The organism is Dokdonella sp., from assembly GCF_019634815.1.
Taxonomy (GTDB): domain Bacteria; phylum Pseudomonadota; class Gammaproteobacteria; order Xanthomonadales; family Rhodanobacteraceae; genus Dokdonella_A.
Genome location: NZ_JAHCAP010000013.1, coordinates 48308 through 67317, shown reverse-complemented (window position 1 = coordinate 67317; position 19010 = coordinate 48308). Strand labels below are relative to the sequence as shown.

Genomic DNA, 19010 nt, shown 5'->3' with positions numbered 1-19010 from the left:
CGCCCGGACGCGCCCGGATCCAGCCCCCCCGATCGCGTGCATGTCCCGATTCCGCGCGCCTTTGCGTACTCCGATGCACACCCCATCGGAGCGCACGCATGTTTCATCGGTATCTGATCCTCGCGACCATCGGCCTGTCCTTCATTCCGTCCGCTGCTGCCATCGCCGCCGATACCGACATCGACCAGGGTTTCGCCGGAACCGGGCACTGGCAGCGCCTGTTCGAGTCGGGCAGCGGCAGCCAACATGAATACGGCGTAGCCCACGCGCGCACGGCCGATGGTGGCTATGTGGTCGCGGCAAAACTCCCCGGCGGCGCTGCCAATGGCGGAACCGGCAAGCGCATCGGCTTGTTCCGTCTCGATCACAACGGCAATTTCGTCATCAGTTTCGGCACCAATGGCAAGGTCATCAAGGATGCCTGGCTCACCTCGGTCACCGACATGACGGTCGATGCGCAAGGCCGCATCATCGTCATCGGCACCACGCCCGGTCAGGGCGGACTGGGCGACTTCGGCGTCGTGCGCTTCAATGCCGACGGCAGTGACGACACCAGCTTCGCCGGGGATGGCGGTACGGCAGTCGGATTCGACGTGCCGACAGTCGCCTTCGACGATTTTCCCGCGTCCGTCCTTGCCGAAACCGATGGCCGCATCGTCATCGCCGGCTCCACCACGCCACAAAACTCCACCAGCCGCTGGGCGGTGCTGCGCCTCAACGAGAACGGCTCGATCGACAGCAGCTTCGGCACCATCAGCGACGGCCAGGGCGGTCATCTGGGTTCAACGGACACCTTCATCGCGGGCGAGCCCGCCACCGGCAGGCGCATCCTCAAGATCGCCAGCGGGCACTACGTGATCACGGGCACCAGCATGGTTTCGGACTCCGACCACGACTTCGCCGCGCGGATCCTCACGCCCATGGGTGAGCAATGGTCCGGTTTCGCCGGCTCGCGCCGATTCGCCATCGATTCGTCGGGACCGAATGGATTGCTCGACGACCTTGCCGATGCCGTTCTGGTCAATCCAACCACGATCCTGCTGGTCGGCGCCTCGGGCGGCAGGTTCGCCGCGACGCGCATCATCGCCACCGCCAACAGCATGAACCAATACTCCGACCTGGACTGGGATTCGACTTTCATCGGCAGCAACTTGCCCGGCAATCCAAACGTCTACGTCGGCGACATTACCGACTCGATCGCTGGTTCAGCCGCCGTCGACGCCAGCGGGCGCTCCTGGCTGGTGGGGTTTTCGACTGCGCAAATGCGTGATGGCATCAGCGCCCTCTCGGGCGCAGGCAACGCCATCGACGGCAGTGCCGCGCCGTACGCCAATGGGCTGGTGACGCGCCTGCATCCTGACGGCAGCCCGGACCTCGACTTCGGTGGCGGCAATGGGTTCTGGTTCTTCAGCGCGCCCTACACCGTGAGCACTCTCAGTTATGAAACCGTCTTCACGCGCGTGCTGTTCGACGGCCCGCAGCCCGTGCTGCTCGGTAGCGCGACCTACAGCATCGACAGCGACTATGACTTCGATGGCGTGATCACGCGCCTGCAGTCCTCTGACGTGATCTTCGCCAACGGCTACGAATAAGGCGATGCACCTGCAAAAGCCTGCGCAGGGACGCGCGGGCATGTGGCGCGATTGACGCGCAGGCAAGGCCTGGTGGATGCAACCGGGTGCACGCTGCAGCGCCGTCCTCAGCCGGGTGGATCGGCCACCTGCTAGCATGCGCGCCGCATGAACGATCCCGCGGCCCACGACCGTCCACCCCTGCTCGCAGCCCGTGGCTTGAGCTTTTCCCGCAACGAGGAGCCGATCTTCGGTCCGCTCGATTTCGCGCTGCATGCGGGCGAGGTCGTGCTCATGGAAGGTGACAACGGCGCCGGCAAGACCACGCTGCTGCGCGTGCTGGCCGGCCTGCTCGCGCCCAGCCAGGGCGAGATCTTCCTCAACGGCGAACCGCTCACGCTGGCGCGGCTGTCGCCGCAGCTCGCGCTGCTCTCGCATCAGGGCGGCCTCAAGCACGATCTCACTGCGCTGGAGAACCTGCGGTTCGCTGCGGGCCTGCACGGCCAGCGCCGCGGCCTGTCGCCGGTATCGGCATTGGCCGCGGTCGGACTCGACGGTTTCGGCGAAGCGCCGGTCCGGCAGTTGTCGGCAGGCCAGAAGAAACGTGTGGCGCTGGCCCGCGTGCTGCTCGCTCCGGTGGGCCTGTGGTTGCTCGATGAGCCCTACGCCAACCTCGACCGCAGCGGCATCGAACTGGTCAACCGCCTGCTCGAACGCCACGCACATGAAGGCGGCGCGGCGCTGATCACCTCGCACGGCGCCTATGCCTATACCTCGGGCACGCCACGGCGCATCGCGCTGCGGCCTGATCCTGCCGGCGCCGAATCGCAAGACGACTCGATCGTGGAGCACACGCGATGAGGCCGGGCTCGACGAGCGCGGCCTGCGCTGCGCTGCTGCGCCGCGACCTGCTGCTGGTCTGGCGCCGCCGCGGTGATGCGCTCACGCCGCTGCTGTTCGCAACGATCGTGGTCGCGCTGTTTCCGCTGGCGATTGGTGCGCAAGTACAGGAGCTGCGGCCGATCGCGGTGGGCGTGATTTTCGTCGCCACCTTGCTCGCGGGCCTGCTCGCGCTCGACACGCTGTTTCGCGGCGATTACGAGGACGGCTCGCTCGAGCAACTGGTGGTCTCGCCGCATCCACTGGCGCTGCTGCTGGCCTGCAAGATCGCGGTGCACTGGCTGACCACCGCACTGCCGCTGATCGCGCTCTCGCCGCTGCTGGGTGAACTGCTGTTCCTCGATCCGGCCTTGCGTGGCCTGCTGCCGCTGGCGCTGCTGCTGACCACGCCGCTGCTGAGCCTGATCGGCGCGGTGTGCGTGGCGTTGACCGTGGGCATGCAACGCTCTGGTATGCTGCTCGCGCTGCTCGTGCTGCCCTTGTACGTGCCGGTGTTGATCTTCGGCGCCGGCGCCTGCAACGCCGCGCAAATGGGCCTTCCCTACCTCGCGCCGCTGCTGTGGCTCGCCGCCGGGCTCGTGCTTGCGCTGGTGCTCGCGCCGCTGGCCTGCGCTGCGGCGCTGCGGATTTCGACCTCATGAACACGCTCACCTACTGGTTCCACAAGCTCGGCTCGCCGCCGACCTTCCACCGCATCGCCACCCGCGTCGAACCATGGTGCCTTGCGCTCGCACTCGCGCTCGGCGCGATCGGGCTCTACGGCGGCTTCGTGCTCGCCCCGCGCGATTACCAGCAAGGTGATGCCTATCGCATCATCTTCGTCCATGTGCCCTGCGCGTGGATGGGCCTGTTCGCCTACGCCTTCATGGCCGTCAATGCCTTCATTGCGCTGGTCTGGCGCATCAAGCTCAACGAGGTGCTGGCGATGGCCAGCGCCCCGGTCGGCGCGGCGTTCACCTTCGTCACGCTTGTCACCGGCTCGCTGTGGGGCAAGCCGATGTGGGGTACCTGGTGGACCTGGGACGCGCGCCTGACGTCCGAGCTGTTCCTGCTGTTCCTGTATTTCGGCGTGATCGGCCTGCACAACGCGATCGAGGATCGTCGCCAGGCCGCGCGCGCGGCCTCGTTCCTCGCCCTGGTCGGCGTGGTCAACCTGCCGATCGTGCACTTCTCGGTGAACTGGTGGAACACCTTGCATCAGGGCTCGACCGTGCGCCTGTTCGGGCCGTCGAAGATCGACGCCTCGATGCTGTGGCCCTTGTTGCTGATGGCGTTGGCCACCCACATCTGGTTTTTCGCCAGCGTGCTCGCCCGCGCGCGCGCCGGCCTGATCGAACTCGATGCCGGCAAGGACTGGGTGCGCAAGCTTGCGCAGGATGACGCGTCCTGAACACTGCGGCACGCGTTGTCTTGATTCACGCGCGCGCTGCGGCAGGCAGGTATCATTGATGCTTCCCGGCGCGGTGTGACCCAGGGTTCAACGGACAGCAAACGACGATGCGCGAATTCTTCGAAATGGGCGGTTACGGGAGCTATGTGTGGGCTTCCCTGGCCGTGTTCCTGACGGTGATGGCAGTGGAGCTGTGGTCGGCGCGCGCGCAGCAGCGGCGCCAGCTTGCCCAGGTGCGTGATCGCATGCGCCGCAGTGCCGCGCGCAGCAGGAATACGCCATGACGCCGACTCGCAAGCGACGACTCATCATCGTCTCGCTGGTACTCGCCGCGGTGGCCGTGGCCGCGACCCTGATTGCGCTCACGCTCGGCGAGAACACCAACTACCTGTATTCGCCGAGCGAAGTGCACGCCGGCCATGTGCCAGCGGATGCGACCTTCCGCCTCGGCGGCGTGGTGCTCGAGAACTCGGTCAAGCGCGCCAGCGATTCATTGCGCGTCGACTTCATCGTCACCGATCGCTTCAAGGAAATGCCGGTGCAATACACCGGCATCCTGCCCGATCTGTTCCGCGAAGGCCAAAGCATCGTCGCCACCGGCAAGATGCAGGGCGATCATTTCGCCGCCACCCAGATTCTCGCCAAGCATGACGAAACCTACATGCCACCCGAGGTCCACGACGCGATCGACAAGGCCAAGCACGCGCAAGCGCCGCTCGCCGGCGCGGCACCCGAGCGCGAGCAATAGCACAGCCGTGGTGTTTCCGGTCACCTGATGCGCTCGTACAGCGAGCGTCACCGGTGTTGCGCGTGGCCTTGTGTTCCCGCACCCCGCGGCGCATAGTCGGGCCTCGCAAGCCAGTCCGCGCAAGAATCTGCACCGACCGTCGACGGCGAACAGCGGGATCAGCTGCCGATGTGCGCGGATAGCCACCCATCGGGAGAAGCGCATGACCACCGCGCTGCGAAGTTCGCTGTTGCCGTTGCTGACGGCAGTTTCGTTGTGGCTTGCAAGCGCATCTGCACAGGCCCAGCAGAGCCGTGACGCGTTGGCGCGCACGCTGCCCTCATCGACCCTGACCGGCGAAGAAGTGCAGGCCAGCCGGACCCGTCTGCTGGCGGCACCGGGATTTGCGCGGGCGCGCGTAGCCGGCAATCCGCAGGCTCCCGATGCGCACGCCATCGGCGAAGGCTCGTGCATCGCCTGCCATCAACTCGAGGCCGACCATTTCACCCATACCTTGCATGCACTGGGTTTGCACGCCGCCAACAAGGCCGATGCATCGATCCCGGTTTGTGAAACCTGCCACGGGCCGGGTTCCGCACACGCACAGTCGCCGCAAACCCCCGGCCTCATCATCGGCTTCACCAAGGCATCGGGTACGCCGGTCGAGGTCCAGACACGAACGTGTCTCGCCTGTCACAAAGGGGGGCCGCGTGACCACTGGTCCGGCTCGGTGCATCAACGCAACGACCTTTCCTGCAGCGATTGCCACAATCCAATGGCCAATTTCTCGGCGGAAGGCCTGCTCGCCAAAGCCTCGATCAACGACACCTGCGCGCAGTGCCACAAGGACATTCGCATTCAGTTCAACCGCCGCTCGCACATGCCCTTGCCCGAAGGACAGATGAGTTGCGTCGACTGCCACAACCCGCACGGCTCGATCACTTCGCCGTTACTGAAGACCAACACCGTCAACGAGACCTGCTACCAATGCCATGCGGAAAAGCGTGGCCCGTTCCTGTTCGAGCACGCCCCGGTGCGCGAAAGCTGTCTCAACTGCCACACGCCGCATGGTTCCAACCAGAACACGCTGCTGGTCGCGCCGATCCCCTTCCTGTGCCAGCAGTGCCACACCGGCCAGCGCCATCCCAACGATCTGCACACCGCGCAATCGCTGGCTACCGGTGCGCATCCGGACGAACGCGTGATGGGGCGCGGCTGCCTCACCTGCCACGCCAACATCCACGGCTCGAACGCGCCTTCGGGCCCGCGTTTCCACGAATGAGGAAGGAGGCCGATCATGCACGCGCAGCGACGCTCCACCTTGTTGTGCAGATTGCCACTCGCGCTCGCGCTCGCCGCGATCCTGCCCGCACATGCCGACAGCGGCATCGGCGTCGACACCTGGCGCGCGAACAAGCTTGATCCGACGGCGGGCGCGCAGCAGTACACACCCGATGCGCGTGGCACGAGCTGGTTGATCGCCGGACAGCGCCGATCACCGACCGGCAATCCCTACATGTGCCCCGCCGAACCGCCGGCGCTCGACGAGTTCGGATCGTGGATCGGCTACGGCGTGCTGCAGGTCGGCGCCATCGCCACCAGCGGCGATGACCGCAATGCCCTGTGGATGCGCTACGCCGACTGGGACAGCGGCCCCATCCTGGGCCTGCTCGACTACACCTGGCAGCGCCCATCCGACGGCACCTACGCCAACGTGCGCGCCAGTCGCATCAGCGCAGATGACCAGTACTACCAGGCGGTGTTCGGCCGCGCGGGCGCCTACAAGATCCAGGCCTTCCTGCGTGACCAGCCCAATGTCGTATCCGCCAATGCGCGTTCGATCTGGAACGGCATCGGCAGCGATCGCCTGACCTTGCCTGCGCCGTTGGTGCCCGCCGGCAGCAGCGTTGCCGACGTGGCCGCGGTATCGGCGGCCGCGGGCGAGCGCACGCTGTCGGTCAAACGCTCCAAACAGGGTCTGGGTTTCAACATGTTCCTGTCGCCCCGCTGGACGGCCTACGCCAATCTCAGTGACGAGCAGCGCAAGGGTGCGCGCCCCTATGGCGGCGCGTTCTTCTTCAATTTTCCATTCCCCGCCAACGGTGGCGCGCTGGAAACAGTCAAGCCGATCGACGACCACACGCTCAATCTCAACGGCGGACTGCGTTATGCCGGCTCGATCTGGCGCATGGACTTTTCCTATTCCGGTTCGTTCTATCGCGACCGCTACACACGCTACACCTTCCAGATGCCCTACGCGCTCTGGGCCGTGGTCCCCGGCTCGGCAGCCGCACCGCTGACGACCGGCCAGATGGCGATGGAGCCGGACAACGACTACCACAACCTCAAGGCCACGCTGACGCGCACGTTGCCGCTCAACGGCGAGATCTCGCTCACTGCCTCGGCCGGTCGCATGAGCCAGGACGACACGTTGATCGCACCGATCGACTGCACAGGCGTGTTCGGCATCGGCCTGGGCGGCAACCTCAACCCCGGACCAGCCAATCCCTTCCTGTATCGCTGCTCGGACTGGAACACCCCGGCCGCATTGTCGCGTCGCTCGGCCGACATGCGCATCGACACCAGCCTGCTCGATGCGCGCATCAGCCTGCAGCCAAGCAGCGACATTTCGCTGCGAGGCGGCTTGCGCTTCAATCGCGATGACTATCGCAACGGCTACCTCGCCTACAACCCGCTCACCGGCGATTACGGCTATATCGCCGAGAACGGCTCGCAGGGCAGCATCGTGCCCGGCGAAGTCGGACTGTTCAACCCCATCACTGCGCCTTCCAACATCACGCGTGTGCGCAGCCTGCCGCTCGATCTGCAGACCATCGACGCCAATCTCGGCGCGGACTGGAAGCTCGACACCAAGAACACGCTGGGCGCAACGTTCGCCTTCAATCGCTACGAACCCACCCACCGCGAGCGCCGGCGCATCGACGACAACAGCCTCAAGCTCACCTGGATCAACCGCAGTCTGGACTGGCTCACGCTGCGCGCCAATTACACCTGGAAGAAGTCCAACGGCGACCGCTACGAATTCGATCCCTACGAATTCACCTACTCCATCGACCTGCCTGGCTACGTGCCGCCGGCGGGTGGCACGCCCTCGCACACGGTCGAGGCGATGCGCAAGTACGACATGTCCAGCCGCGACGGCCACAAGATCGACGTGATGGCCACGATCATGCCGCGCGAGGACATGAGCCTGTCGGCCTCGCTGCGCGGCGACTGGAACTCCTACGATGCTCCGATCGGACGGCAGGATTACCAGACTAGCAGCGCGACGCTGCAATGGGATTGGCAACCACGCGATGGCACCAACATCAGCGCCTATGCGGCATGGGATCGCTCGCAGCTGCGCCTGTCCAACGTACAGGATCAGCAGAACGGCGCGGGTGTCGATCCGTACCTGGGCGGACCTAACTACGCATTGAGCGGCCAGTGGTGGCTGCGCGACAAGCAGCGCAACTTCTACGGCGGTGCCACGCTCGACCACCGCATCGGTCGCGTCCGCATCGATGCGAGCTGGAACTACACCAATGCACGTGGCCTCGACCTCTACACGTATGCCGGTTCAAGTGCGCTTGCCTACCCGGCGTCCGTGACCGGCACAGGCCCTGGCGGCGGCCAGTTTCCGGCAATGACCTACCGCGTCAATGCGCTCACCATCGGCGTAACGCTGCCGCTTGCCGAACGTCTGTCGCTGCGCGTGTTCGATTACTACGAGCGCGGCCGCGTCAGCGATTGGCACTACCTCGGTTTCGACGCTGCGCGTGTCATCGATCATCGCGTCTACACCGATGGCGGGCCGATCAGCTACAACGCAAACCTGGTCGGCGTGCTGTTGAACGTCCAGCTGTGAGGAGCGTGCAGATGAAGCCGAACCTGCCTCCGGTGTTGATCCTTGCGGTTGCCCTGCCCATCCTCGCCGGCTGCGCATCCTCGCGCATGCTGGATCTGCGCGCGGTCGCGCCGGTTCAGGGCGACGTGCAGGCTGGCGCACGGAAGATCGAACTGTGCTCGGCCTGCCACGGCAAGAACGGATCTTCGCCGGTCCCGGCGTTTGCCAACATCGGCGGCCAGAAAATCGACTACCTGTACTGGGAACTGGTCGAATACCAGCGCGGTGCCAACCCCGATTCGCCGATGACCGCGATCCTGCGCAGCCTCAATGTCAGCGATCAGGACCTGCGTGACCTGTCGGCCTATTACGCAGCGCAAGCGCCGGCTCCTTCCAGCGGAGATCCCGCGGCATTCGCGCAAGGGCAAATGCTGTATCGCCAAGGCGATCCCGCCCGCGGCATCGTGCCATGCCAGGGTTGCCACGGCACGGCGGCCGACGGCCGGGTCGACGGCGATGCCTCGCGCTACCTCGCCTATCCGGCACTGCGAGGGCAGCATGAACAATATCTCGCACGCAGGCTCACGGAGTTTCGCGACAAGACCGAAACCCTGATGTCGAGCAACGACCACATCATGCATGGAGTGGCGCATAATCTCGACGATGAGGCAATCCGGCAGCTTGCCGGTTGGCTTCAGGCCGCGACGCCATAGGACGAACGCTCGTTTCAACGCCCACCGACCCGGGCGCCGCATTTTCCCAGCGATGCTTCAGCTAGCCAGGAACCTGCCCATGTCCAAGCAAGAACAAAAGTCTCCATTCGATGCGGCGCGCCGCCGTTTTCTCAAGACCACCAGCGTTGGTGCCGGCGCCGCCCTCGCAATCACCGTGCTGCCCAATCTCGCCCGCAGCGACGATCTGCCGCACCTGTCGCCGAGTGATCCCACGGCACAGGCCCTTGGCTATGTCGAGGACACCACCAAGGTCGACGGCGCGAAATACCCCAACCACAAGCCGACCCAGGACTGCGCCAACTGCAACTTCTGGCAGGGTGGCAGCGCCGAATACGGCCCGTGCCAGTTGTTCCCGGGCAAGTCGGTCCACACCAAGGGCTGGTGTTCGGCGCACGCTGACAAGAAAGCCTGATCGTCTGCCTCTCAAGGCAGCGCTGAACAACAACCCATCCTTGAACAGGCCGTCATCCCGGCGAAAGCCGGGATCCGGCTTTTCCGTGAAGTACCGAAGCAAAAACTTCGCTGGCATGCCGCGCAAGACAGCGCCCGCGTTGCCTTGGGAATGACGCGCCGATTCGCGGCGCCGCCCGCAGTCGAGTATCCTGTCGGGACAAGGCACCCCTACGTTGCACATGCTCCCTGAACTCGGTCAATTTGCGCTGATCCTCGCGCTGATCCTCGCCGCCCTGCAGTGCGTACTCCCGCTGATCGGCGCGCATCGCGGCAACGCCGCGCTGGTTGCCGTGGCGCGGCCCGCAGCTGCCGGACAGGCGGTGTTCGTCATGCTTGCCTTCGGCATCCTCACCTACGCCTTCATGCGCGGTGATTTCTCGGTCGCCTACGTCGCGCAGAACTCCAATTCGCTGCTGCCGTGGTTCTACCGCTTCTCTGCGGTATGGGGCGCACATGAAGGCTCGCTGTTGCTGTGGATTCTGATCCTCAACATCTGGACGATCGCGGTGGCTGCGCTGTCGCGGCGCCTGCCCGACGTGTTCATGGCACGCGTGCTCGCAGTGCTCGGCTTCATCAGCCTCGGCTTTCTGCTGTTCACCCTGCTCACCTCCAATCCCTTCCTGCGCCTGCTGCCCGCACCGCTGGATGGCAACGACCTCAACCCGGTGTTGCAGGATCCCGGTCTGGTGATGCATCCACCGATGCTCTACACCGGCTATGTCGGCTTCTCGGTGGCCTTTGCGTTCGCGATCGCCGCCTTGCTCGGCGGTGAACTCGATGTGCGCTGGGTGCGCTGGGCGCGGCCGTGGACCAATGCCGCCTGGGCCGCGCTCACGCTCGGCATCGCGCTGGGTTCGTGGTGGGCCTATTACGAACTGGGCTGGGGCGGCTGGTGGTTCTGGGATCCGGTCGAGAATGCCTCGTTCATGCCCTGGCTGGTCGGCACCGCCCTGATCCACTCGCAAGCAGTGACAGAAAAGCGCGGTTCGTTCCGAGCGTGGACTCTGCTGCTGGCGATCTTCGCTTTCTCCTTGTCGCTGCTGGGGACTTTCCTCGTACGCTCGGGCGTGCTCACCAGCGTGCATGCGTTCGCGAGCGATCCCCGGCGCGGCGTGTTCATCCTCGCTTTCCTTGCCATCGTGATCGGTGGCTCGCTGCTGCTCTACGCACTGCGCGCGCCCAAGGTCTCGGGCGGCGAGCCCTTCGCCGCGGTTTCGCGCGAGACCCTGCTGCTGACCAACAACCTGATGTTCGCCTGCGCCGCGGCGATGGTGTTGCTGGGCACGCTGTACCCGATGATCGGCGATGCCTTCAACCTCGGCCGCATCTCGGTCGGGCCGCCGTACTTTGCCTTGCTGTTCATTCTGCTGATGGTGCCGGTGGTGTTGCTGATGCCGTTCGGCCCGTTCATCCACTGGCGCAGCGGTCGGCTCGGCGCAGCCCTGCGCGCCCTGCTGCCGGCACTGGTGATCGCACTCATCGCATGTGCACTCGCCGCCTTGTTGCTGCATCCGGCCCCGCTGCGCATGCTCGCCGGTGTTGCCGGCGCGCTGTGGGTTGGCCTTGGCATCGCCACCTATGCGTTCTCGCGCTGGCGCAACGCACCGCGTGGTCGCCGCTACACGCCCGAGATGCTTGGCATGATCTGCGCTCATTTCGGCGTGGCGCTGTTCGTCGCCGGTGTGCTCATCGTCGAGTCGACCAGCATCGAAAAGGACATTCGCCTCGCCCCGAATCAGAAGGTCGCGATCGGTGCACTTGAGTTCCGCTTCGACGGCGTGGTCGAAACACGCGGCCCGAACTACAGCGCACGCCAAGGCACGCTCACGGTTTTCGAGGATGGCCGGCAGATCGCCACCCTGCATCCGCAAAAGCGCCAATACGCGCGTGCGAGTCAGGTGCAGACCGAATCGGCGATCCTGCCCAGCCTTCACCGGGATCTTTATGCAGCGCTTGGCGAGCCGCTCGGCGACGACGGCGCCTGGGCCGTGCGCATCTATGTCAAACCCTTCGTGCGCTGGATCTGGCTTGGCGCGCTGCTGATGGCGCTGGGTGGCCTGGTCACCACGCTCGATCGGCGCTTTCGCCTGCATGGCCTGCGCGATCCTGCGCGCAGGGACCCGAGCGCGTCGGATCAGGCGCATCTGGCGCCGGTGGTCGCGGCAGCGCATGGCCAAGCGCGCGCATGAACACGCGCATGCTGCCACTGCTCGGTTTCCTGCTCGTGCTCGCCCTGCTCGGCTTCGGCATCTGGTGGAGCAGCACGCATGATTTGCGCGCGGTACCCTCGCCACTGATCGGAAAGCGCGCCCCGGAGTTCTCACTGCCCCTGCTTGACGAGCCGCAGCGGCGCTTCGGCAGCGCCGACCTGGCCGGCAAGCCTTATCTGCTCAACGTGTTCGCGAGCTGGTGCTTTGCCTGCCGCGACGAACACCCGATCCTCATGCGCGAGGGCAAGCGTCTGGGCATCAAGCTGGTTGGTTTCGACTACAAGGACACCGCCGAGGATGCCAAGCGCTGGCTCGCGCAGTACGGCAATCCCTATGACGTGGTCATCACCGACTTGCCCGGCGATGTCGCCATCGACTTCGGCGTCACCGGCGCACCGGAAACTTTCCTCGTCGATGCCCAGGGCGTCATCCGCTACAAGCACATCAGCCCGATCACGCCCGAAGTGATCGCCACCGAGCTGATGCCGCGGATCGCGGCCATGCAGGCCGCGCAGCCATGATGCGCGCCTTCGCTGCCCTGCTTGCCCTGCTGATCTGCGTGTCGAACGTGCTCGCCGCAGTCGATCCACTGCCGTTCAAGGATCGCGCCGAGGAACTGCGCTTCCAGAATCTGACCAAGCAGTTGCGCTGCCTGGTGTGCCAAAACGAAAGCCTCAATGACTCCAGCGCCTCGCTCGCCGGCGACCTTCGCCGCGACGTGTTCGAGCAGATGCGCGCGGGCAAGAGTGATGCGCAGATCAAGCAGTGGCTGACCGAACGCTACAGTGATTTCGTGCTCTACGATCCGCCACTGCGTGGCGGCACCTGGCTGCTGTGGTTCGGTCCGGCACTGTTCCTGTTGATCGGCAGCGGTGCCGTGTGGCTGACCGTTCGGCGCCGCGCCGTCGCGCAACGCAATGCGGCTTCGAGCCGAAACGACAACGTCGAGGACGACTGGTGATGCTGATCTTCGTCGTGTGCGTGGCGTTGATGACACTCACCGCACTTGCTTCCATCCTGTTGCCGCTGCTGCGCGTGCGCAGCAACGATCCGGCCGCGCAGCGCTTGCGCGCGCTCGATGCGGCGCGCGATGCCGGCATCATCGATGCCGCCGAACATGCACGCCAGTCCGCACTTCCACTGGACGGCCACAGCGCAACGACGCCTCGCCGCACGCCGGGCACGGTCGCGGCGGCGCTCCTGCTTGCCTTGCTCATCCCCACCGCGGCACTTGCCCTGTATCGGCTGGTCGGCACGCCCCAGGCGATCGATGCCGCGTCCACGCAGGCCCCCGCCGAACAGGCCGCGCTGGAGATGCCTCAGGCGATTGCCGCGCTCGTCGCTCGTCTCAAGGAGCATCCCGATGATGCGCAGGGCTGGGCCCTGCTCGGTCGCGCCTATACCGCGAGCGGGCAACCGGAGCAGGCCGTTGATGCCCTGCGCCATGCGCACGAACTGACTGGCGACGACGCACAGATCACGGTCGAGTACGCGCAGGCGCTTGCACTTGCCACGCCCGGGCACCGCATCGACGGCGAACCGGCCAAACTGCTCGAAGCGGTGCTCACGCGCGAGCCGCAGAACCAGCGCGCGCTTTGGCTGCTCGGCATCGCCGATTTCCAGAGCGCGCGCTACGACGCCGCGATCGCGCGCTGGAACACCTTGCTGCCCTTGCTCGAATCGGGCTCGACGGTCGCCTCTGCGGTGCAGCGTCAGATCGAGGAGGCACGCGCCCTGCGCGACGGCAAACCCGTCGTCAGCGCGGCCGCGCCACCGCCAGCGCAAACCCGGCCGGCCGCAGCACCATCGGCCGGAACGGCGCGCCTGACCGTGCAGGTTTCGCTCGACCCCGCACTCAAGTCGCAGGCCGATCCCGAAGCCACCTTGTTCGTGTTTGCACGGGCGGCCAAGGGGCCGCCGATGCCGCTGGCGATCGAGCGTCACAAGGCAAGCGAACTGCCGCTCACCGTAACGCTCGATGACAGCACCGCGATGATGCCATCGATGAAACTGTCGGACTTCCCCGAGGTCGTGGTCGGAGCGCGTATTTCACGCTCGGGCCAGGCCACGCCGCAAAGCGGTGACTTGCAGGCGCTGTCTGCGCCGGTCGACGTGAAGCGCAAGGAACCACTCGCGCTCGAGATCAAGCAACGCGTGCCCTGAACACGTCGCGCGCAACGGCCCTTCAGCTCCAGTCCGAATGCTTTTCCTCGAGCGCCAGCGCCGCCATCGCGCTGCGATAGCGCGCCATGTAGGCCGTGCGATCACCATCGAACCGCAAGGCCTCGCCGACGAAAATGTCGACGAAGAACGGCACGATCATCCATTCCCCCTTCGGCAGGGCCTTGCCCAGCCCGTAGGTGTAGACCGGAATGACCGGGACGTCGGGGCGGCGTTCGGCAATGCGCGCAAGCCCCGACTTGAACTCGGCCAGTTGCTCGGGTTCGCCGCGCGAGCCTTCGGGAAAGAAAATCAGGATGTCGCCGCGCTCGAGCGCGGCGGCGACCGGCGCGAGCAGGTCATCCTGCTCGTGCTGGCGCTGGCGATTGAGCGGCACGATGCCGACCACCTTGAGCGCAAACCATGCCAACCACCGGTTGCGCAGGAAGTAGTCGGCGGCAGCAACCGGACGCACACGCGGCAGCAATCGCAATGGCAACAAACTGATCAGCGCCATCGCATCGAGATGGCTGTTGTGGTTGGCGGCGAGGATCGCCGGCCCCTTGGCCGGCAGGCGCTGACGATGACGCACATTCAGGCCGAGCACGATCAGCACCACCGTGCGCACCAACACACCGTAAAAAAGCAGTCGCAGCAGCGCGCCCATGATTCAGAAGTAGAAATACATGAGGAAGTGGAAGAACAGCGGCGCGGTGAACAGCAGGCTGTCGATGCGATCGAGGATGCCACCGTGCCCGGGAATCAGCGAGCCTGAATCCTTGACGCCGATGTCCCGCTTGACCGCCGAAATCGTGACATCGCCGATGAAACCGCCAAAACCGATCATCAAACCCACCGCAATCGCGTCGGTTCGCGACAGCGGCGTGAGCAGCGGCGCCAGCGCCACGCTCACGAGCGTGGTCGACAAGGCGCCTCCGAGCAGGCCTTCGACGGTCTTTTTCGGGCTCACCGACTCGAGCGCCTTGTGGCGACCCAGCGTGCGACCCCAGACGTACTGCAAAACATCGTTGAGCTCGGTCAGCAGCACCACGAACAGCAGCAGCGCCGCGCCATGCACCGCTACCTTGGCACCATCGCCGAGCACCAGCAGGTAGGCGAGATGGCTCAAACCGAACACCATCGTCATCAATCCCCAGTGGATGGTGCCCGCAGCACGCAGGAATTCGTGCGTCTCGCCACGCAAGACCATGCGCATGGCGATGAACAGGAAGGCCCACACCGGGATGAAGATCAGGAACATGTTGTACCACTGCTGCCAAATCCACCAGTACTGCAGCGGTACGCACAAATAGGCCCAGAACAGTACGCGGCGATCGGCACGCCGGGTCGGGATCAGCGACAGGTATTCCTTGAGTGCCAGGAAAGACAGCAAGGCGAAGAAGGCGATCGCAATGCCGCGCCGGAACGAAATCGCCAGCGCAAAGATCGCCACCAGTGCCCACCATGACTTCACGCGCGCAGCCAATTCGGCATGTTTGCCGGTGCTGTCGCCGCGGCGCATGACGGCAACGATCAGGCTCGCCACGAGCAGAACCGCGACGATTGCAGCAAGCACCCACAGCACGTTGTCGGGCACCCACAGTTGTGGCAGCTTCATGCTCCTCCTCCGCGTTCACGCAATTCCCGCAGCGCCATGCGCGCTCGATTGACGACGGTCAGCGCCGACAGCGCCACCAAGGCCCACAACAGCCAATCCAGCCACGGCGCCCCGGCGATGTCGCAACCAAGCAACAGACCGACCGCACCAAACGCAAATGCGCGATCGCTTTTGCCGAGCGGGCCGTCGTAACGGCGACTGGCGCCGATCTGCACGCCGATCACGCCGCTCATCTCGACGAGAATGCCGAGCACCACCAAGAGCACCAGCGGCAGCGCTGTGAATTCAGGCCGCAGCGCAAGTGGCAGGTACATCGCAGCATCGGCGATCACGTCGCCCAGTTCGTTGAGGATCGCCCCGAGCTTGCTCATCTGCGCATGCTCTCGTGCGAGCATGCCGTCGATCGCGTTGAGCGCCATGCGCAGAAACAGCGCCAGCGGCAGCAGCAACAGCACACGGCGGTCGCTGCAGGCTGCAACCGCCGCGCCCACGCCGGCTGCCAGGGCAACGGCCGCGAGCGTGACCTGATTGGCCGTCACTCCCGCGCGTGCAAGCCAGGCAACCAAGGGCCGCAACACGCCCTGAAACGCAGGTTTCAGTTGATAGATGCTCGGCATTCCCGCTCCCCATGCAAGTCGCCGCGAAGGATGATGGGCCGTGGCGACGGCAGCGCACGATATCAGACACACAACGATATGCCGACGCCGACTTGGCGTTCCCGCCGCCGGCCGTTAAATTGAGCGGCCCTGGATCGGATTGCCCGTTTCGATGGACGACGCCCGCCGCTGGTTCAAGCTGTCATCCCCGTTCCCCATGAAGCGCGGTGGCGCGCTCGTGGGCGCGCGTCTGGCCTACGAAACCTGGGGCGCACTGAATCCGGCCAGAGACAACGCCCTGCTCATCCTCACCGGCCTGTCACCCAGCGCACATGCCGCCAGCAATGCCGAAGATGGCACACCGGGCTGGTGGGAAGACATCGTCGGCCAGGGCAAGGCCATCGACACCAATCGCTGGTTCGTGATCTGCGTCAACACGCTCGGCAGTTGCAAGGGCTCGACCGGGCCCGCCGACATCAATCCCGCGAACGATCAGCCCTATCAGCTCGATTTTCCGGATCTCACGCTCGAAGACGCCGCCAATGCCAGCCATGAACTGGTGCATGGCCTGGGCATCGGGCAACTCGCCTGCATCCTCGGCAATTCGATGGGCGGCATGGTCGCGCTCGCCTACCTGGCCCAGCATCCGAACTCGGCGCGCTCGCACATCAGCATCTCCACCGCGCCACAGGCACAACCGTTCGCCATCGCCATCCGCTCACTGCAACGCGAAGCGATCCGGCTTGATCCGAACTGGAACAACGGCCAGTACGACAAGGATCACTACCCCGAAGCCGGCATGTCGATCGCGCGCAAGCTCGGCGTCATCACCTATCGCTCGGCGATGGAATGGGTTGGCCGCTTTGCGCGCATCCGCCTCGATGCCGACCAGCGCGATGACGATCCGTTCGGCTTCGAATTCAAGGTCGAATCGTATTTGGCCGGCCATGCGCGACGCTTCGTGCGCGGCTTCGATCCCAATTGCTACCTGTATCTTTCGCGCGCCAGTGATTGGTTCGATCTGGCCGAGCACGGTGGCGGCAGCGTCAGCGCGGCGCTGGCAAAGCTGAAAGTCGAGCGCGCACTGGTGATCGGCGTCGAGACCGACATCCTGTTTCCGCTGTCCCAGCAGCAACAGATCGCCGACGGCCTGACTGCCGCGGGTGCACAGGTCACGTTCGTCGCCCTCGACAGTCCGCAAGGGCATGACGCCTTCCTCGTCGACACCGTGCGTTTCGGCGCCGCGATCGGCGGCTTTCTCGACGCCGCCTGAGTCGGCGTGCCGGCATCTGGCGCTCGCCACCGTGCGCCCGACTGGCATATACTGCGCGGCCCCGCGGCCAGCCCGCGAGCCATGCCGAAATGGCGGAATTGGTAGACGCAGCGGACTCAAAATCCGCCGCCCTTAAAAGCGTGTGGGTTCGAGTCCCACTTTCGGCACCACCCCTGACACATTTCGATTTGCACTTCGAACCGTGCCCGGCATCAGATCACTGCGCGGCGGCAGTGCTCGCACGCCTCACTCGATGCGTTCGGCGCTGCCCATATACGGGCGCAGCGCGGGTGGCAGCGTGATCGAACCGTCGGCGTTCTGGCCGTTTTCCATCACCGCGATCAGCGCGCGGCCAACCGCGACACCCGAGCCATTGAGCGTGTGCACGAGCTCGGGCTTGCCGGTCTCCGGATTGCGCCAGCGCGCTTGCATGCGACGGGCCTGGAAATCACCGCAGTTGGAACACGAGGAAATCTCGCGGTAGCTGTCCTGCGAGGGCAGCCAGACTTCCAGGTCGAAGGTCTTGGTTGCGGAAAATCCCATGTCGCCGGTGCACAACAACATGCGCCGGTACGGCAGGCCGAGTTTTTCCAGCACGACTTCGGCGCAGCGCGTCATGCGCTCGTGTTCGGCGGCGCTGTCGGCTGGTCGCGTGATGCTCACCAGTTCGACTTTCTCGAATTGATGCTGGCGGATCATCCCGCGCGTGTCGCGGCCGTGTGAACCGGCCTCGGCGCGAAAACACAGCGAATGCGCTGTGAGTCGCTGCGGCAGCGTTTCGGCCTCAACGATTTCGTCGCGCACGAGATTGGTCAGCGAGACTTCGGCGGTCGGAATCAGATACCGCCTGGTGTCGCCCACCGCGGTCGAGAACAGGTCTTCCTCGAACTTGGGCAACTGGCCGGTGCCGCGCATCGACTCGGAATTGACGATCAATGGCACATTGCATTCCAGATAGCCATGCTCGCCGGTGTGCAGATCGAGCATGAACTGGGCAAGCGCACGATGCAGGCGCGCGAGGCCACCGCGCAGCACGGTGAAACGCGCGCCCGAGAGCTTGGCGCCGACATCGCCGTCGAGCCAGCCATGGCGCAGACCGAGTTCGACATGGTCCTTGACCGCAAAATCGAAGCTGCGCGGCGCGCCCCAGCGATGCTGCTCGACGTTGCCGTGCTCATCCTTGCCCTGCGGTACCGAAACATCGGGCAGATTGGGCACGCCGAGCACGAGCGCGGCGAGGCGCTCCTGCACTTCGGTCAGACGCTGTTCGTTGGCCTTGAGCTGATCGCCGATCCCGGCGACTTCGGCGAGCAGGGCCGATGCATCCTCGCCCTTGCCCTTGGCCGCGCCGATCGCCTTGGAACGCGTGTTGCGCAAGTTCTGCAGCTCCTGCGTCCGGATCTGCAACTGCTTGCGCTCGGCTTCGATCGCCTCGACCGCGGCGGTGTCGAGCGCGAAGCCACGCGTGGCGAGGCGCTGGGCAGTGTCGGCCAAATGGCCGCGCAGCAAGGCGGGATCGAGCATGGGCGTA

At 65.3% G+C, this 19010-nt stretch carries 19 protein-coding genes and 1 tRNA gene; 16 read left to right on the top strand and 4 right to left on the bottom strand.

The genetic code is table 11. From position 1 onward, the window contains the following. Positions 1–98: 98 nt before the first annotated feature. The 14 genes from KF759_RS08325 (at position 99) to KF759_RS08260 (ending at position 13995) form a co-directional block, all read left to right on the top strand. Entirely contained in the window at positions 99–1592 is a 1494-nt protein-coding gene (locus KF759_RS08325) for a hypothetical protein (RefSeq protein ID WP_291224438.1), read from the top strand. 147 nt (positions 1593–1739) lie between these two features. After that, positions 1740–2432, top strand: a complete 693-nt coding sequence (gene ccmA / locus KF759_RS08320) for a heme ABC exporter ATP-binding protein CcmA (RefSeq protein ID WP_291224436.1) — start codon at positions 1740–1742, stop codon at positions 2430–2432. Beyond that, complete coding sequence (gene ccmB / locus KF759_RS08315) at positions 2429–3112, top strand: heme exporter protein CcmB (protein WP_291224434.1); 684 nt, start codon at positions 2429–2431, stop codon at positions 3110–3112. The genes ccmA and ccmB overlap by 4 nt, the downstream gene beginning before the upstream one ends. Then, the gene (locus KF759_RS08310; protein ID WP_291224433.1) at positions 3109–3861 is read left to right on the top strand and encodes a heme ABC transporter permease; all 753 of its coding nucleotides are present in this window, start codon (positions 3109–3111) and stop codon (positions 3859–3861) included. Before ccmB ends, KF759_RS08310 begins: the two co-directional genes overlap by 4 nt. 107 nt (positions 3862–3968) lie before the next feature. Next, positions 3969–4145 (top strand): heme exporter protein CcmD, encoded by a 177-nt coding sequence (ccmD, locus tag KF759_RS08305; protein WP_291224431.1) that lies wholly within the window; start codon positions 3969–3971, stop codon positions 4143–4145. Further along, positions 4142–4609 (top strand): cytochrome c maturation protein CcmE, encoded by a 468-nt coding sequence (gene ccmE / locus KF759_RS08300; RefSeq protein WP_291224429.1) that lies wholly within the window; start codon positions 4142–4144, stop codon positions 4607–4609. Before ccmD ends, ccmE begins: the two co-directional genes overlap by 4 nt. A 202-nt stretch (positions 4610–4811) precedes the next feature. After that, a complete protein-coding gene (locus KF759_RS08295; RefSeq protein WP_291224427.1) occupies positions 4812–5870 on the top strand; it encodes a DmsE family decaheme c-type cytochrome in 1059 nt (352 codons plus the stop codon). Positions 5871–5885: 15 nt separating this feature from the next. Further along, positions 5886–8456, top strand: coding sequence for an MtrB/PioB family outer membrane beta-barrel protein (locus KF759_RS08290; protein WP_291224424.1), 2571 nt, complete (start codon positions 5886–5888; stop codon positions 8454–8456). Positions 8457–8467: 11 nt separating this feature from the next. Further along, positions 8468–9148 carry a c-type cytochrome gene (locus tag KF759_RS08285; protein WP_291224422.1) on the top strand — a complete coding sequence of 227 codons (681 nt, stop codon included), beginning with the start codon at positions 8468–8470 and terminating at the stop codon, positions 9146–9148. A 79-nt stretch (positions 9149–9227) separates the two neighbouring features. Then, a complete protein-coding gene (locus tag KF759_RS08280) occupies positions 9228–9581 on the top strand; it encodes a high-potential iron-sulfur protein (protein ID WP_291224420.1) in 354 nt (117 codons plus the stop codon). A 220-nt stretch (positions 9582–9801) separates the two neighbouring features. Then, positions 9802–11811, top strand: a complete 2010-nt coding sequence (locus KF759_RS08275; protein WP_291224418.1) for a heme lyase CcmF/NrfE family subunit — start codon at positions 9802–9804, stop codon at positions 11809–11811. Next, positions 11808–12353 carry a DsbE family thiol:disulfide interchange protein gene (locus KF759_RS08270; protein ID WP_291224416.1) on the top strand — a complete coding sequence of 182 codons (546 nt, stop codon included), beginning with the start codon at positions 11808–11810 and terminating at the stop codon, positions 12351–12353. Before KF759_RS08275 ends, KF759_RS08270 begins: the two co-directional genes overlap by 4 nt. Beyond that, positions 12350–12793, top strand: a complete 444-nt coding sequence (locus KF759_RS08265; protein WP_291224415.1) for a cytochrome c-type biogenesis protein — start codon at positions 12350–12352, stop codon at positions 12791–12793. The genes KF759_RS08270 and KF759_RS08265 overlap by 4 nt, the downstream gene beginning before the upstream one ends. Beyond that, positions 12793–13995, top strand: a complete 1203-nt coding sequence (locus KF759_RS08260; protein ID WP_291224414.1) for a tetratricopeptide repeat protein — start codon at positions 12793–12795, stop codon at positions 13993–13995. Before KF759_RS08265 ends, KF759_RS08260 begins: the two co-directional genes overlap by 1 nt. 22 nt (positions 13996–14017) lie before the next feature. Here the strand turns inward: KF759_RS08260 and KF759_RS08255 are convergent, their stop codons facing one another. From KF759_RS08255 to KF759_RS08245, 3 genes are read right to left on the bottom strand one after another with little or no spacing between them, the layout of a single operon-like run. Then, the gene (locus tag KF759_RS08255; protein ID WP_291224413.1) at positions 14018–14659 is read right to left on the bottom strand and encodes a lysophospholipid acyltransferase family protein; all 642 of its coding nucleotides are present in this window, start codon (positions 14657–14659) and stop codon (positions 14018–14020) included. A gap of 3 nt (positions 14660–14662) precedes the next feature. Then, the gene (locus tag KF759_RS08250; RefSeq protein ID WP_291224411.1) at positions 14663–15610 is read right to left on the bottom strand and encodes a phosphatidate cytidylyltransferase; all 948 of its coding nucleotides are present in this window, start codon (positions 15608–15610) and stop codon (positions 14663–14665) included. Then, positions 15607–16227, bottom strand: coding sequence for a CDP-alcohol phosphatidyltransferase family protein (locus KF759_RS08245; protein ID WP_291224409.1), 621 nt, complete (start codon positions 16225–16227; stop codon positions 15607–15609). Before KF759_RS08245 ends, KF759_RS08250 begins: the two co-directional genes overlap by 4 nt. A gap of 151 nt (positions 16228–16378) precedes the next feature. On the opposite strand from KF759_RS08245, the gene KF759_RS08240 reads away from it, so the two are divergent. Next, a complete protein-coding gene (locus tag KF759_RS08240; protein ID WP_291224408.1) occupies positions 16379–17479 on the top strand; it encodes a homoserine O-acetyltransferase in 1101 nt (366 codons plus the stop codon). An 83-nt stretch (positions 17480–17562) separates the two neighbouring features. After that, a tRNA-Leu gene (locus tag KF759_RS08235) sits at positions 17563–17649 on the top strand. A 76-nt stretch (positions 17650–17725) separates the two neighbouring features. Here KF759_RS08235 and serS read toward each other — a convergent pair. Next, positions 17726–19003: a serine--tRNA ligase gene (gene serS, locus KF759_RS08230; protein WP_291224406.1), complete on the bottom strand. Its 1278-nt coding sequence runs from the start codon at positions 19001–19003 to the stop codon at positions 17726–17728. Positions 19004–19010: the final 7 nt, after the last annotated feature.

Bases quoted from the DNA above. Each gene is read 5' to 3' on its own strand.
- KF759_RS08325 (WP_291224438.1), top strand. From the start codon at position 99: ATGTTTCATCGGTATCTGATCCTCGCGACCATCGGCCTGTCCTTCATT.
- ccmA (WP_291224436.1), top strand. From the start codon at position 1,740: ATGAACGATCCCGCGGCCCACGACCGTCCACCCCTGCTCGCAGCCCGT.
- ccmB (WP_291224434.1), top strand. From the start codon at position 2,429: ATGAGGCCGGGCTCGACGAGCGCGGCCTGCGCTGCGCTGCTGCGCCGC.
- KF759_RS08310 (WP_291224433.1), top strand. From the start codon at position 3,109: ATGAACACGCTCACCTACTGGTTCCACAAGCTCGGCTCGCCGCCGACC.
- ccmD (WP_291224431.1), top strand. From the start codon at position 3,969: ATGCGCGAATTCTTCGAAATGGGCGGTTACGGGAGCTATGTGTGGGCT.
- ccmE (WP_291224429.1), top strand. From the start codon at position 4,142: ATGACGCCGACTCGCAAGCGACGACTCATCATCGTCTCGCTGGTACTC.
- KF759_RS08295 (WP_291224427.1), top strand. From the start codon at position 4,812: ATGACCACCGCGCTGCGAAGTTCGCTGTTGCCGTTGCTGACGGCAGTT.
- KF759_RS08290 (WP_291224424.1), top strand. From the start codon at position 5,886: ATGCACGCGCAGCGACGCTCCACCTTGTTGTGCAGATTGCCACTCGCG.
- KF759_RS08285 (WP_291224422.1), top strand. From the start codon at position 8,468: ATGAAGCCGAACCTGCCTCCGGTGTTGATCCTTGCGGTTGCCCTGCCC.
- KF759_RS08280 (WP_291224420.1), top strand. From the start codon at position 9,228: ATGTCCAAGCAAGAACAAAAGTCTCCATTCGATGCGGCGCGCCGCCGT.
- KF759_RS08275 (WP_291224418.1), top strand. From the start codon at position 9,802: ATGCTCCCTGAACTCGGTCAATTTGCGCTGATCCTCGCGCTGATCCTC.
- KF759_RS08270 (WP_291224416.1), top strand. From the start codon at position 11,808: ATGAACACGCGCATGCTGCCACTGCTCGGTTTCCTGCTCGTGCTCGCC.
- KF759_RS08265 (WP_291224415.1), top strand. From the start codon at position 12,350: ATGATGCGCGCCTTCGCTGCCCTGCTTGCCCTGCTGATCTGCGTGTCG.
- KF759_RS08260 (WP_291224414.1), top strand. From the start codon at position 12,793: ATGCTGATCTTCGTCGTGTGCGTGGCGTTGATGACACTCACCGCACTT.
- KF759_RS08255 (WP_291224413.1), bottom strand. From the start codon at position 14,659: ATGGGCGCGCTGCTGCGACTGCTTTTTTACGGTGTGTTGGTGCGCACG.
- KF759_RS08250 (WP_291224411.1), bottom strand. From the start codon at position 15,610: ATGAAGCTGCCACAACTGTGGGTGCCCGACAACGTGCTGTGGGTGCTT.
- KF759_RS08245 (WP_291224409.1), bottom strand. From the start codon at position 16,227: ATGCCGAGCATCTATCAACTGAAACCTGCGTTTCAGGGCGTGTTGCGG.
- KF759_RS08240 (WP_291224408.1), top strand. From the start codon at position 16,379: ATGGACGACGCCCGCCGCTGGTTCAAGCTGTCATCCCCGTTCCCCATG.
- serS (WP_291224406.1), bottom strand. From the start codon at position 19,003: ATGCTCGATCCCGCCTTGCTGCGCGGCCATTTGGCCGACACTGCCCAG.